This is a genomic window from Acinetobacter sp. 802_lipA (assembly GCF_058242885.1).
In genome coordinates, this window is record NZ_JBZAYP010000001.1 from 2,183,002 (window position 1) to 2,196,290 (window position 13,289).

Below are 13,289 nucleotides of genomic sequence, written 5' to 3' on the forward strand. Positions count from 1 at the left end.
TAAGTTCATAAGCTTCTTTTCAGGAAACTGGACTAAGATGAAATTGGTTCGTATTTTCCTAGGTCGATGGGAATGAGGTTTGCAATGAAATCTAAATTTATCCTGCTCGGTTTACTCAGCAGTTTGCTGTTGCCCATCAGTGCAAGTGCCACTGTGGATTACAACATTGCCAAAGGTTTAGCGCCGACCTCTAAAGATCAATCGATTTCGGTATTGAAACCGTTTAAAGGTGATTTTCGAATTTTAGGTTCTAAAATGTATTCGGATGATGCACAAGCCAAATTCTCTCCGATTGACTACGCCGTGAGTTGGGGCTTATTTGCTGAACCTGAAATTGCACGCCATATTACGGTGAATCAATACGACCGTTATCTCAACTGGAAAATCGATCGTTTGCCTGTGCCTGCCGAGCAAGCTATGCAAATGGTGTCGAATATGCACATTATTCCAGCCAACCCAGAAATTGCTAAACAAATTAAACACGTGAAACGTGGTGATTTGGTTCGTTTAAAAGGTGAGTTGGTTGAAATTAAAGACAAAGATATGGTCTGGACCTCATCCTTAACCCCGACTGATACGGGCGATGGTGCGTGTGAAGTATTTCGGGTCAACTCAATCCAATGGATTGAACGGGTAAAGGGGTAATGTGAAAGTAGCGCTGGGTTACTTCATCGTGCTGTTTTAATGTTTTATAGTTGATTAACACCCATATGACGTCTTGCTCCACGTGAAACCTATTGGTCAAATCTGTGGATGCTTATAGGTGTATCAATGTTAATAGTGTTTATAAATATCTGATAATAAAATTAATCTTGTATTTGTTTAAAACCACGCTCAAGTAACTTGAACGTGGTTTTTTATCTTTATTTTGCAGTTAATGCCGTACCGTCAAATTCAATACCGTCCCATCCATTCAACATGAACTGACGAATATTTTGATGATCTGTTGCATCAGGTGTGGCTAAAACAGAAGCATAGTGTTCTGCAAATAGGCTTAAAGTTTGCGTTTGATCGAGACCTTGAAGTTGTGCAAACGAAAACACTTTTGCGCTGCCTTGGTTTTCAGTTGCCGCATTGTGCTGCAAACCATTTTTAAATGCAGTTGGTGTATGTGTATAGGCTGCTTCAATAAAAGCCAATACATCTGAAAATTTTGCTTCGCCCGCTGCAAGCTGAGCCAATAATACCTGTGCCATGCGTCTATTTCCGACTAAATTTATGTCCACATCATACCCAAAAACTGCACGATTGGGAGTTTTTACCTGAGATAAAACCGTCTGTTTTGCATGAAGAACGGATGCTAGTGATTTTGGGAATCTATGTTGTCTTGGTCATAGAGCACACTAGGGTGAAGTAAAGATATTCGGCGATGGTGGGTTTTCAATATCCCATGTAAAGCATGTGTGAGTTTGAATGCTGATGCTCACTATGAGAGTGAGACAAGAAGATATGTAAGGATCAACAACCGATGTTAAAAAACCTTGAAGTGCGAGGATTGATTCAGGTTTAATAGCATTATAGTTGATGAACTGTGGATAACTTCGGACTTATCCATACCGCATTTTGTAAAGAATAGGATAGGTCAATGAATTGGATCTTGGTGGCAATGGGGGGGGGAATAGGAGCCTGTTTACGCTACGGTGCCGGATTATGGTTGTTTAAACCCAGTATGAGTTTTCCATGGCCGACATGGTGGATCAACATCGTCGGTTGTTTTGCTGCGGGTATTTTCTTTGCTTTTAGCCAGAAGTTTCCAGTACTACAACAAGAAGCGCGTTTATTTTTGATGGTGGGCATATTGGGCGGTTTTACGACATTTTCGAGTTTTGGCCTCGAAACTTTTCAGTTATTTAGACAGGGACAAACAGTGCTGGCTTTGAGTTATGCACTGTCGAGTTTAGTGGTGGGTGTCATTGTGCTTGGGATCGGATTTTATCTGTTGGATAGTGTGCTTAAACATTAAGAAAAAAGCTGGTCAAAATCAGAACCAGAAAAGAACGCATAAAAAAGAAGCCTAAGCTGGAGGAGGTCTTAGGCTTCTTGATATCTTTACTATAACGCGTATAGCTTAAAGAAAAATGAAATTATTGTGAGCGTTTGAAACGCGCGAAACGTTTATTGAAGCTTGCAACACGACCTTCATTACTGGTTTGACGTTGCTCACCGGTATAAAACGGATGTGACGCACTTGAAATATCCAAACTGACGTAAGGATAAGCCTTGCCTTCATACTCACGAGTTTGATGACTTTGTAAGGTACTGCCGATCACGAAAAACGCGTCGGCATTGGTGTCGTGGAACAGAACTTCACGATACTCTGGATGAATATTGGCACGCATAGACTTCTCCTTAAATGTGTTATTTTGAAATGTTATAATATAACAATAAATAAGTCAAAACAAACCCAGTGACTTTATGTAACTGGGTTTATTGAGTTGTAGTGATTTTATCGTGCCTGCAGTTCTTATTTAGGCAGGAGGTGGCACCAACTCTTCAAATAGATCATTGAGATTGTCGTGCACTTTGAGATGAATCAGGTTCCAATAATGTCCTGAGACTGTGCGATTGACCATTAGTGTATCGGGTGAGGGTTTAAACACATCCCAGTATTTTAGCGATGGTTTGACCAGTTCAATACCATCATGATGCGCTGAGTTTTCGGCAAAGTCATACAAAGTGGTCAGTGGACGCATGAGCACTTCTAACCATGCTTCATACAGTTCGGCAGGGAACTTGCCTTGCTCAGACATAGAGTGCAAAGCAGTCAGTTGCTGTTCCATGGCCAAGATATCACTGTCGCGCGCTGCTTGAATCAGCTGCTTAAAATGCATCACGATTTCTGTCGATAGGGTTTTGACACCACCGTAGTCATACACGATCACGCTACCATCTTCACGAAAGGCAAAGTTACCCGGGTGGGGGTCGCAGTGAAAGCGTTTTAGAAAGAAAATCTCACGGCCAATGGCACGAAATAAACGACGCCCCAGTTCATTGCGTGTGTCTTGTGACCATGTACTGGCAGTTTCAATGCTTTCGCCGTGCTCTAAGCTTAAGGTTAAAATATGGCGGCTTGAATAGTCTTTGTAGACTTGAGGAATAATAATTTTAGGGTCTAAAGCTTGATGAAAGGTACGTGCGACCTCTAAGTTTTGGGCTTCTATTTGATAGTTCAGCTCGTTGTCTAAACTGTCTTGAATTTCTTTAAAGAGTTGATCTTGCAGCTTACGGTCAATTTTAAGTACACCCATTAGGCGTAGCGCTAAACGGACTTGTTTTAAGTCGCTTTCACAGGCTTCTTCCACACCCGGATATTGAACTTTAACCACAATCTGTTCACCACTCGGTAAAGTGGCTTTATGCACTTGACCAATGGAGGCTGCGGCAAAGGGTTGTTCATCAAAGGCGGTAAATATTTGATTGAGCGGTTTGCCGAGTTCTTTTTCAACTTGAGCTTTGATCTCTTGAAAAGGCATCGCAAGCGCTTGGCGTTGTAATTTACTAATTGCACGTGCCACTTCAGGCGGAAAAATGTCTTTGTATTGAGATGCAATTTGCCCGACTTTCATCACGGCACCTTTCATTTCACCTAAGGTGTCTGCAATTTGAAGTCCAATGTCCTGAAAAAGCTGACTGCGCGCCGCATTTTTTTTATCTTCATCGGCATTGAAGTTTTTAATTGAATTGGTCACAGTTTTGGTTGCGATACTTGCCGTCATGCTGGCAAGTTTCATAAAGCGACGACCGGGCGTACGAGTCGTATTTGCCATGCGATATTCCTCGGGGCATCTTCATTACATCTCAGATTTGATCATAGGCGACAAATGCAAAACTGCCTACTTTAAATTGTTAAGCTGATGTTTCTATTTAAATAATAGTGGTCAATTGAGTGAATTGCACACAAGATGTCGCTGCATTTAAAAATCGCGTTACACTGTGCGAAAAAATTTGAGTAAGAAATAAATGAAAGTTTATCGTTATTTTACAGGCAAGGACGATGTGCATTTTTGTGCGCGTGTCACCAAAGCACTGAATGAAGGTTATAGCCTGTATGGTTCACCCACCATGACCTTTAATGGTAGTGAGGTGATCGTGGGGCAGGTGGTGGTTAAAGACGTTGAGGATGAAAGTGAAGTGCCACAAGGTCTGAAAGACGCTTTGGCACAACAGTAGAACAGCGGGAATAGGAGAAGAGTCTGGCTCCTTCCTATTCCATGCCATGCATGACTTATGGATAGTCCTGACTGAGGCGTTTATTGTTGTTATAAAGACGGAGCAAGAGCAGGGCACACGCCACGCTTAAACCGACAATCAGTCCAATCCAAACACCTGCTGCACCTATGTTGGTGTAGCGCGCCAAATAAATGCTGACTGGGAAAGCCACGATCCAATAGGCAACCATGGTAATCCACATCGGGCCTTTGGTGTCTTGCATGCCGCGTAAGCAGCCTGCGGCACTAATTTGCCAAGCGTCCATCAGCTGGTAGGCGAGTGCGAACAGCAGTAAATACATCGCAACTTCTGATACTTCATGATCAGAGGTATAAATTGCCACAATTTCAGGACGAAACAGTGCAATCAGCAGCATGGTCATCAGCGCCAAAACTGTGCCTGTAGCCAGTCCGAGTTTTTGCACCTTTCGCATAGCCTCCCAGTTTTTTTCGCCATAGTAAGTCCCGACACGAATAGTCAGGGCGATGGCAAGAGACATCGGAATCATAAACAACTGAGAGGTGACCGACATTGCAATCTGATGCGCCGCTACAATGGTTTCACCCAATGGACTCAGAATAATCGCAGCGGTACTAAAAATACTGACTTCGAAGAAAATAGCTAAGCCAATGGGTAGACCAAGTTTTAAAATGCGTTCGATCCAGTAGCGATCCATCTTCTCCCAAGTGCTAAACACTTGAGTTTTTTGATATGCCGAGGCTTTAAAAATATAAGTGGCCAAGGTGAAAAACATGATCCATTGTAAAATAGCAGTGGCAAATCCGCAGCCTGCCGAACCGAGTGCTGGAATCGGGCCGAAACCATACATAAAGACAAAGTTCAGTGGAACCAAAAGGACCAAGGCCGCTAAGCTAATGACGGTCACAGGACGTGGGTGACCAAGTGCTTCAGAATATCCACGCAGTGCGGCATACATAGTCACCGCAGGCATGCCAAAGCCAATGGCATGTAAAAATAGGCTGGCTTTAGGTAGTAAGTTTGCAGGAACACCCATGAGGGGCAATAACAGCGGCATGGCTTGTAAAATTAAACCCGCAATGCTCCCCAAAATAAAGGCCACCCACAGGGATTGACGAGCAATAGTGGCGATTTTTTCAGGGGTGCGTGCGCCATTGGCTTCTGCCACCAACGGCGTTGTCGCAATCATGATGCCACTGAATAGCAACATCACTGGTATCCATAAACCGACACCGACGGCAATTGAGGCTAAATCGGTAGGGGATAAATGCCCCGCCATGATGGTATCAATTAACCCGAGACCCGCTTGAGAAAACTGCGTGATCAGGATGGGCAGCATTAACACCAATAACTTTTTTAATTCGAAACGATGGGACGTGATTTTATTTGTAGTCGACACAAAAATTACTCATATTCATCATGTGCTTGGTCTAAATAAATTCAGCGTTGTAAAGTGAGAAGCACACCAATAAAAATTACGACGCCACCAAGTAAACGCTGCCAATTGACAGGGGTTTTTTCGGTACCAAGTAGACCATAGTGGTCAAAAATCATCGAGGTCAGGATTTGTCCAAAAATAACCAAACCTGAAAACGTGAGAAAGCCTAATTTAGGCGCAGTATAGATGCTTATACTGATGGCATAAACCCCTAAGCAACCACCGAGCCATAAGTACCATGGAATATTGGAAAAATCATGTAACTGCGGTTTGTCCACAGGTTGGAGTACAACCAAAAGTGCTAAAACGCAGGTTCCAATGAAGAAGGATAACAATGCGGCTTGTAGTGGAGAGTAAAAATATTCTCTGAGCTGTGTATTCAGCGCCGTTTGAAAAGTCATAGCAATGCCAATACCAAAGGCCAGTGGTAGCATAAACAGCAAGTGGCTCGATATTTTCATCATTTTAAACCATTCATTCTTCTTGTCTTTTTATCAGTCTAATCCAAATAGATTCAGATTTCATAAGTGTCTTGATGCAGTCATGTTAAAATATGCAAGATTACCGCTGTGCTTTAGAGTCTATTCCTTGACTGATTTACATCCTGCAAATATTCCGTTGTCTTTATATATTCACATGCCGTGGTGTGTGCGTAAGTGCCCCTATTGCGACTTTAATTCGCATGCGGTGCCAGATGGCAAACTGTCTTTAGATTTAGAGCAAGAATATTTACATGCTTTGGTCGAGGACTTTAAAACTCAGCTTGAGTTTGCTCAAGGGCGTCATATTCATAGTGTGTTCATTGGCGGCGGAACACCGTCTTTGATTTCAGCGCAAGGGTATCAATGGTTATTTGCCCAGTTAAAAGCACTACTGCCTTTTGAGGTGGATTGTGAAATTACCTTAGAAGCCAATCCAGGTACAGTCGAACATGATCCTTTTGCCGATTATTTGGCGGTTGGTATCAATCGGTTATCGATAGGGGTTCAAAGTTTTAATACTGAACATTTAACCAAGTTGGGACGAATTCACAGTAACGCCGATGCGATTTCAGCAATTGGTCTTGCGCGTGATGCAGGCTTTAAACGTATTAATGTCGACCTCATGCATGGTTTACCTGAGCAAACTTTAGAGCAAGCTCTACTGGATTTGAAGCTTGCCGTGGACAATGGTGCAACCCATATTTCATGGTATCAACTCACGATTGAACCCAATACTGTGTTCTTTAGAACTAAGCCTGTCTTACCTGTGGACGATGTGCTTGAAGAGATTCAAGTTCAAGGCGAAGCTTATTTAAGAGCACAGGGTTTTATCAATTATGAAGTTTCGGCATGGCGTAAAGAGCAGCCTTCCGCACATAATTTGAATTACTGGCAGTTTGGCGACTACTTGGCGATTGGGGCAGGTGCACATGCCAAAGTGACCCGGCCAGATGGGGTCTATCGGTTCCAGAAAACTCGTTTACCCAAAGATTATTTGGCTAAAGTTCCTGCGGAGCATGTGCAGTTTAAGCTGATTGAAGCCGACGAACTTCCATTTGAATTTATGATGAATGCTTTGCGTTTAAATGCTGGGGTTGCAGCTGAATATTATGCGCAGCGTACAGGTTTGAATCTGGATAGTTTGGCTGAAACGTTAGACTCACTACGCAGTCGAAAATTAATGGTGGATGATGCTATGCGCTTAGCATGTACCGAGCAAGGGCATGTATTTTTAAACTCAGTGTTGGAAGAATTTATCTAAGTTTTATAAAGCCATGCTTGTGTGAGTTGCCATCATGGCTTTGAGTGAAGATCTCAAGCCAATTTTTTAACTTGCATGATTACTTAAATGGCATTCAATCAAGCCAAGAACTCCAATTAGTATAACCATCATCAAAGCCGATATATTTCAACATCACCAGTGGGTGATGTGTGCTGAATTAGCAGGAGAATTTCACTTGGGAGATTTTAGGCAGCCAACTTGCAAAAGTCCTCTGCCATTTGATTTGGTGTCTTAAAATCCAAACGTTTTTGAATTTTTCGCTGATTATAAAATAACTCTATATATTTTGTAATCTCTGCTTAAGCTTGTTCCCTCGTTTTATAACTATGATCATGAACTCATTCATTTTGAGTATGCCCCAGAAGCCTTCGCTCGGTGCATTATCAAATGAGGAATATATTCCGCAAGGCCACGCTTACTGATCGAACTCAGGTTAAGTATGAGGCCAGAAAATTGGAGCGAAGGGGAAATTACAGGGGGAGTTGAATTTTAAGGTCAGACAGGAAATAAAAAGAGCGCCTAGGCGCTCTTTTTATGGGTCTAATACTGTTAGTTAGTAGTCAAAGCTAAAGTGTTCAGGTACTAAAGAAGTCATGGTTTTTGAAGGATTGACCATTGCTTCAGCATGTCCTTGGGTACGTGGTAATAAACGTTCGAAATAGAAGTCTGCAACTTTAATTTTTGCTTTGTAGAATTCAGGTGTTTCTTGACCTTCACCAGATGCCAATTTAGCAGAAGCTACAGCCGCTTGTTGAGCCCAGAAGTAAGCCATCATTACATAGCCCGAGAACATCAAGAAATCGACAGATGCAGATGACACGATGTCACGGTCTTTACGAGCCGCCAGCATGATACGAACAGTTAAAGCATTCCATTGCGCGCAAAGCTTAGTTAAGTCCCAAGCAAAACGGCGCATGTATTTGTTGCGAGCATGTTGACCACAGAATTTCAGAATTTCAGCAGTGTAGTCACGAATTACTTTACCTTTAGAGGTCAGAAGTACTTTACGACCAATCAAGTCCAGTGCTTGAACACCTGTTGTACCTTCATATAGTGTCGCAATACGTGCGTCACGTGCAATTTGCTCCATGCCCCATTCTTTAATGTAGCCATGACCGCCATAGACTTGCATACCGTGGTTTGCAGCTTCCAAGCCTAATTCAGTTAAGAAGCCTTTTAAAATTGGAGTATAGAAACCTAAGTGATCATCATGTGCTTCAAATGCAGCAGTATCGCCACGTTCAAGCGCATCGGCCATTTTGTCGGCAATTTGCGCTGCATAATAAATCATTGAACGACCGCCTTCAGCAATCGCTTTTTGTGTTAGCAACATACGGCGAACGTCAGCGTGATGAATAATGGCATCCGCCACTTTTTCAGGGTCTTTTTTGCCAGAAAGTGCACGCATCGACATACGTTCTTTGGCATATGGAAGTGCACCTTGGAAAGAAAGCTCAGCATGTGCAATACCCTGAATTGCCGTACCGATACGTGCGGTGTTCATAAAGGTAAACATGGCATGTAAGCCTTTGTTTGGCTCACCAATCAAGTAACCGATAGCATTGTCAAAGTTCAGCACTGCGGTTGCAGAAGCACGAATCCCCATCTTATGTTCAATTGAACCACAGGTCACAGGGTTGCGTTCACCAAGGCTGCTGTCCGCATTGACCAAGAATTTAGGCACAATGAACAGTGAAATTCCTTTGGTACCTGCAGGTGCATCTGGAAGACGAGCAAGTACGATGTGAATGATGTTTTCAGTTAAATCTTGCTCACCTGCAGAGATGAAGATTTTGGTGCCTGAGATGTTATAAGTGCCATCGGCATTTAATTCTGCTTTGGTCTTTACTTGACCTAAGTCGGTGCCACACTGAGGTTCAGTTAAACACATGGTACCAGACCATGTACCTGCCACTAAGTTCGGCATATACAGATTTTTCTGTTCGTCTGTACCAAACTGTAAAATGGTGTTCATACAGCCGATGCTTAAACCTGGGTACATTTGGAAAGACCAGTTTGCTGTGCCCATCATTTCCGATTTAATTAGGTTTAATGATTGTGGCAGGTTCTGACCGCCAAACTCTTCAGGGAAAGACAAACCTTGCCAGCCACCTTGGACAAACTGATCGTAAGCTTCTTTGAAGCCTTTTGGTGTTTTTACTTCACCATTGTCGAAGGTACAACCTTCTTCATCGCCCGATTGGTTTAAAGGAGATAAAATATTTTCACAAAAATCTGCTGCGCCTTCTAAGATCATATCTACCGTATCAGCGTCGGCAGCTTCACCATTCGATAGGGTTTGATAATGTGCAGGATAGTCCAGCACTTCATTCATTAAGAAGCGAATATCATGTAAGGGAGCTTTATATGCAGGCATGTGTGTAATCCTAATTTAGAAATAGTATTGGATTATTTAAATCGATCATTTCATTATTCATACATCGTATCAAAATACATTGATAGATCCGACTTGAGAAAATGTCAGAAAGGCGAATTGGTAGATAAAATCATCAATCAAAAAAGACAGTTCTGTTACACTGACTCGATGGTCTTTTGATTATGTACTTTTTTAATAAACTATAATTAACTCAGGTTTTCAGCAAGTATTATGCGCTTAAAATATATAACACTTTGTTTATTGGGTTTGAGTATCAGTGGGTGTACTCAGCATGTCATTAAATCAAATGCCTCTTCAGATCAGCAGCTCGGACAACAAGCCACTCAAGGCCTTAATGCCATGTTTGAAAATGCCAGCTATGATTTTAAAGGTCAGTTCTCTATTCAATCTGACTTTAATTTTAATGAGTCCAAGCCAAATTCCAAGTCCAATGCCCACTCAAATGGGACGAATTTAGATCCAGAGCTGAAAAAACAATTAGATCAACTATTAAAAAATCAAAAGATTTCCTTTACCACCAAAGAAAAACAAGCCTTATATGATGCACTTGCGCGTGAACAAAATCCGTATGCATCGTTGTATAGCAGTGGAGAATCACGTTCTGCTAAGGTTCAAATCGCAGAATCTTTGGTAAATTTACTCAATGACTTACAGTTTAGTTATCAAGGTTCTGTGCATTTCCGTCAAAAATTGGCGGCATTAACTTTGCAGTTAAGTTATCAAAAACCAACCCTACAAGTGCAAGCACAGTTGCCGATGGTGGTTGATTTTAATGACTATAAATTTTACACCAACTACTTTGCCTTTATGCCGTTCATGGTGAATCGTGAAAGTCAGGATCGCTTTGCCTATATTGACTTTTCTAAGCATAAAGAAGCATTCGGTAATATCGATTTTAAAAAGTTTGCTGAATACTTAAAGCAGATGAATGCACTGCCATATGCTTTGGCAGAGCCAAATCAAGTGCATAGTGTTGATTTAAGCAAGTCAGAAAAAGAAGCAGGCCTAAGCAAAAAAATTCGCTATATGGGTGACTTAGAAACAGCACAAGTACAATTGGGCTTGTTTGAATACGTCAATAAACTGCACTATACCCAGCAGATACAAGCTTTTGATGCTGAGCGTCTGATTGAGGATGCTGCAAAAACACCAAGCGCAGCGGAAGATGCAATGCAGGCGGCGAAAGAAGCAGAGATTGCTGCAAGTAGCGCAAGTGAAGACCCAGCCTATGATTCACTCGAACGTGTCAGTCATTTGGTGAACCAAAAAATGCAGAATTTGAGTGGTTATGGGCAGAGCGATGAACAAGACATTGTTGTAGATGCCGCTGCCGATGCTACGGTTGATGCAGAAGCAGATGTGGCTTATGCGCAGGCCGCGACAGAAGATGCTGATGAGACAGCAACTGAAGTGACTGCTTCTGCAGCACCAAATACTCTATCTGAAGAAGCTTGCGATGCGCTCATCAACAGCAAGAACATTCCTATTGGTAAAGTGACCGCATGCCGTGATTATCAAGATATTGATGTACTTGCACCTAAAGTAACCAATCAATCTGTAGATGAAGAGACTTTTGGACAAGCAGCGACCAATGTTTTGGAAGAGTTGAAACCACTCTTTAGCGCGTATCAAACAGAGCAACTGGTAGACGCACAAAGCTTTAAACAACTTTGGCAAAAACATCAGGCTGAAATTACACCGATCATGGCACAGCTGGGTAGCGAGCGTTCACCGTTTGTGATGGATGTTGGACTCGACCAAAAAGGTCGTGCGCAAAACATGGATTACAACATTGTGATTAGCGATGAGCAAATTGGTAAGCTACAAATTAAGAGCACCAATCAGGTGTTTAATTATGGCAGTGCGACCGCCATTGACCGTCAAGCTTTAAGAAATGCCAAATCGATTGAGGAAGTATCTAAAGGTTCACTGCTGGAAAATGTAGTGAAAGGCATGCTGGGCCCGTTAGGTGCAGATTCATCAAGTGTAGAGAGCGCATCATCAAGTACAACAGAATTACCTAAGGCTATTTCAGATTATTACCAGCAGGCAGCGCAGCAAAGCTATGCACGTCAGCATTCTGAAGTTAAAGCGTATCAAGCGGTATTTGCTTTGATGTTTGCCGCACAACGTCCAGAGTATATTCGTTACTATAGCTCAGCGACCATCAATGAAATTTCAGAAGTGTATGCCTACGAGTTCATGGATGTTGCAGAGCCGAAGGGTGCAGCACTTAAACGTCTGAATCAGTTACGTCAAAAACATGCTTTACAACACGAACAAGACTTTGATGAGTTGGGTGAAAGTATCGCCAATATCGTTAATGATGCACTGGAAGATGTACAAGAAAATCAGCAATGGAAGGATTTGGCGAAGAAATACAAAACCAAGCAAGCGGTTTTTGCTCAGGTCTATCAAGATAAATTTACCGATACCTATGAGATTGACCAAGAGCAAACTGCATATTTGACTCAGTCTGCACAAGTCTTTGCTAAAGCATTTGCAGATGACTTAAAGGGTCAATTGACAGAAAAATCGTTGCAAGGTTTGAAACTTGAACATGACGACTTCTTTAGCGACTCGACCTATTACGAGACCTATAAAGCCGTACAGAAACACATGAACTAATCTGAAAAAAAGAACCTCTGCGGAGGTTCTTTTTTATTTGTGCTTATAAAAAATCTTTCAGGTTCGGTTTGATGCCATTCCAAATCGAAAAAGATTCAATCGCCTGACCAACCAGCATGCCATAGCCTTCTGAGGTGGGTACGCCGCGAGCTTTGGCTTGATCTAAAAAGGTTGAGGGTTTGCCATAGGCCATTTCATAGGCATGTTGAAACTGGAGTGTTTCTGGCAGAACGAGGGCATCGCCGCTTAGGCTGGCAGAGGTTGCGTTAATCACCAAGTCAAACTGACCTTCGAGCGCATCTAAGCCGATGGCTTGCAATTCGGCTTGCGGTACAGCTGTTTTTAAGTCAGCAACCAGTTGCTCAGCACGGGCAAGGGTACGATTGGCAATCACAATTTTTTTCACCCCTGCTTGGACCAGTGGATAAATGACGCCACGAGTTGCACCACCTGCACCGATGATCAGTGCATCTGTCTGGTCTAAGTTCCAGTCCAACGCGCGAATGGCATCGACTAATCCTTGTCCATCGGTGTTATCACCATGTAATTGACCATCGACCATCCACAGCGTATTGACTGCTTTTGCGATTTTAGCGCGTTCAGTGAGGACTGCGCAGGCTGCAAAGGCTTGTTCTTTAAATGGAACTGTGACGTTTAGACCTATGCCACCGTGGGAGAAAAATTCTTGGATGTTGGCGAGGAAGCCATCGAGCGGGGCAAGACGTTTACTATAGTTGAGGTCGAGCCCCATTTTTTGTGCAAACGCATGGTGAAGTTCAGGTGAGCGAGACTGCTCAATCGGGTTGCCAATGACAGCGAATTGTTTGCTCATCGCACCAAATCCATGTGAGAAATGCTGTTCAATATACGGCA

General features: G+C 42.6%; 12 protein-coding genes and 1 pseudogene. 5 read left to right on the forward strand and 8 right to left on the reverse strand.

Annotated features, from left to right (window positions below; all coding sequences use genetic code 11):
• Window positions 1–84 precede the first annotated feature (84 nt).
• Window positions 85–645, forward strand: coding sequence for a hypothetical protein (locus AC4CU3_RS10685; RefSeq protein ID WP_005401316.1), 561 nt, complete (start codon window positions 85–87; stop codon window positions 643–645).
• Between the two features lie 218 nt (window positions 646–863).
• Here the strand turns inward: AC4CU3_RS10685 and AC4CU3_RS10690 are convergent, their stop codons facing one another.
• Complete coding sequence (locus tag AC4CU3_RS10690; protein ID WP_004691410.1) at window positions 864–1,196, reverse strand: HopJ type III effector protein; 333 nt, start codon at window positions 1,194–1,196, stop codon at window positions 864–866.
• Between the two features lie 389 nt (window positions 1,197–1,585).
• Between AC4CU3_RS10690 and crcB the strand changes: the two genes are divergently transcribed.
• A complete protein-coding gene (gene crcB, locus AC4CU3_RS10695) occupies window positions 1,586–1,963 on the forward strand; it encodes a fluoride efflux transporter CrcB (protein ID WP_005401315.1) in 378 nt (125 codons plus the stop codon).
• A 121-nt stretch (window positions 1,964–2,084) separates the two neighbouring features.
• Here the strand turns inward: crcB and AC4CU3_RS10700 are convergent, their stop codons facing one another.
• Together AC4CU3_RS10700 and AC4CU3_RS10705 are read right to left on the reverse strand one after the other, a co-directional pair.
• Window positions 2,085–2,339, reverse strand: coding sequence for a type B 50S ribosomal protein L31 (locus AC4CU3_RS10700; protein WP_005401314.1), 255 nt, complete (start codon window positions 2,337–2,339; stop codon window positions 2,085–2,087).
• A 129-nt stretch (window positions 2,340–2,468) separates the two neighbouring features.
• Entirely contained in the window at window positions 2,469–3,767 is a 1,299-nt protein-coding gene (locus tag AC4CU3_RS10705) for an ABC1 kinase family protein (RefSeq protein WP_279044478.1), read from the reverse strand.
• Window positions 3,768–3,960: 193 nt separating this feature from the next.
• On the opposite strand from AC4CU3_RS10705, the gene AC4CU3_RS10710 reads away from it, so the two are divergent.
• Window positions 3,961–4,170 carry a DUF1737 domain-containing protein gene (locus AC4CU3_RS10710; protein ID WP_004691402.1) on the forward strand — a complete coding sequence of 70 codons (210 nt, stop codon included), beginning with the start codon at window positions 3,961–3,963 and terminating at the stop codon, window positions 4,168–4,170.
• A 55-nt stretch (window positions 4,171–4,225) separates the two neighbouring features.
• On the opposite strand, the gene AC4CU3_RS10715 is transcribed toward AC4CU3_RS10710, so the two are convergent.
• Window positions 4,226–5,527: an MATE family efflux transporter gene (locus tag AC4CU3_RS10715; RefSeq protein WP_114837668.1), complete on the reverse strand. Its 1,302-nt coding sequence runs from the start codon at window positions 5,525–5,527 to the stop codon at window positions 4,226–4,228.
• A 101-nt stretch (window positions 5,528–5,628) separates the two neighbouring features.
• Complete coding sequence (locus AC4CU3_RS10720; RefSeq protein WP_005401310.1) at window positions 5,629–6,090, reverse strand: DMT family transporter; 462 nt, start codon at window positions 6,088–6,090, stop codon at window positions 5,629–5,631.
• A gap of 124 nt (window positions 6,091–6,214) precedes the next feature.
• Here AC4CU3_RS10720 and hemW point away from each other — a divergent pair, with 124 nt between their 5' ends.
• Complete coding sequence (hemW, locus tag AC4CU3_RS10725; protein WP_279044474.1) at window positions 6,215–7,369, forward strand: radical SAM family heme chaperone HemW; 1,155 nt, start codon at window positions 6,215–6,217, stop codon at window positions 7,367–7,369.
• A 206-nt stretch (window positions 7,370–7,575) separates the two neighbouring features.
• Here hemW and AC4CU3_RS10730 read toward each other — a convergent pair.
• Window positions 7,576–7,778: pseudogene (locus AC4CU3_RS10730) on the reverse strand (IS3 family transposase); the annotation flags it as partial.
• Between the two features lie 165 nt (window positions 7,779–7,943).
• Window positions 7,944–9,767 (reverse strand): acyl-CoA dehydrogenase C-terminal domain-containing protein, encoded by a 1,824-nt coding sequence (locus tag AC4CU3_RS10735; RefSeq protein ID WP_279044473.1) that lies wholly within the window; start codon window positions 9,765–9,767, stop codon window positions 7,944–7,946.
• A 231-nt stretch (window positions 9,768–9,998) separates the two neighbouring features.
• Here AC4CU3_RS10735 and AC4CU3_RS10740 point away from each other — a divergent pair, with 231 nt between their 5' ends.
• Window positions 9,999–12,416, forward strand: coding sequence for a hypothetical protein (locus AC4CU3_RS10740; RefSeq protein WP_010327621.1), 2,418 nt, complete (start codon window positions 9,999–10,001; stop codon window positions 12,414–12,416).
• Between the two features lie 43 nt (window positions 12,417–12,459).
• Here AC4CU3_RS10740 and aroE read toward each other — a convergent pair whose 3' ends face one another.
• Entirely contained in the window at window positions 12,460–13,248 is a 789-nt protein-coding gene (gene aroE, locus AC4CU3_RS10745; RefSeq protein WP_279044469.1) for a shikimate dehydrogenase, read from the reverse strand.
• Window positions 13,249–13,289: the final 41 nt, after the last annotated feature.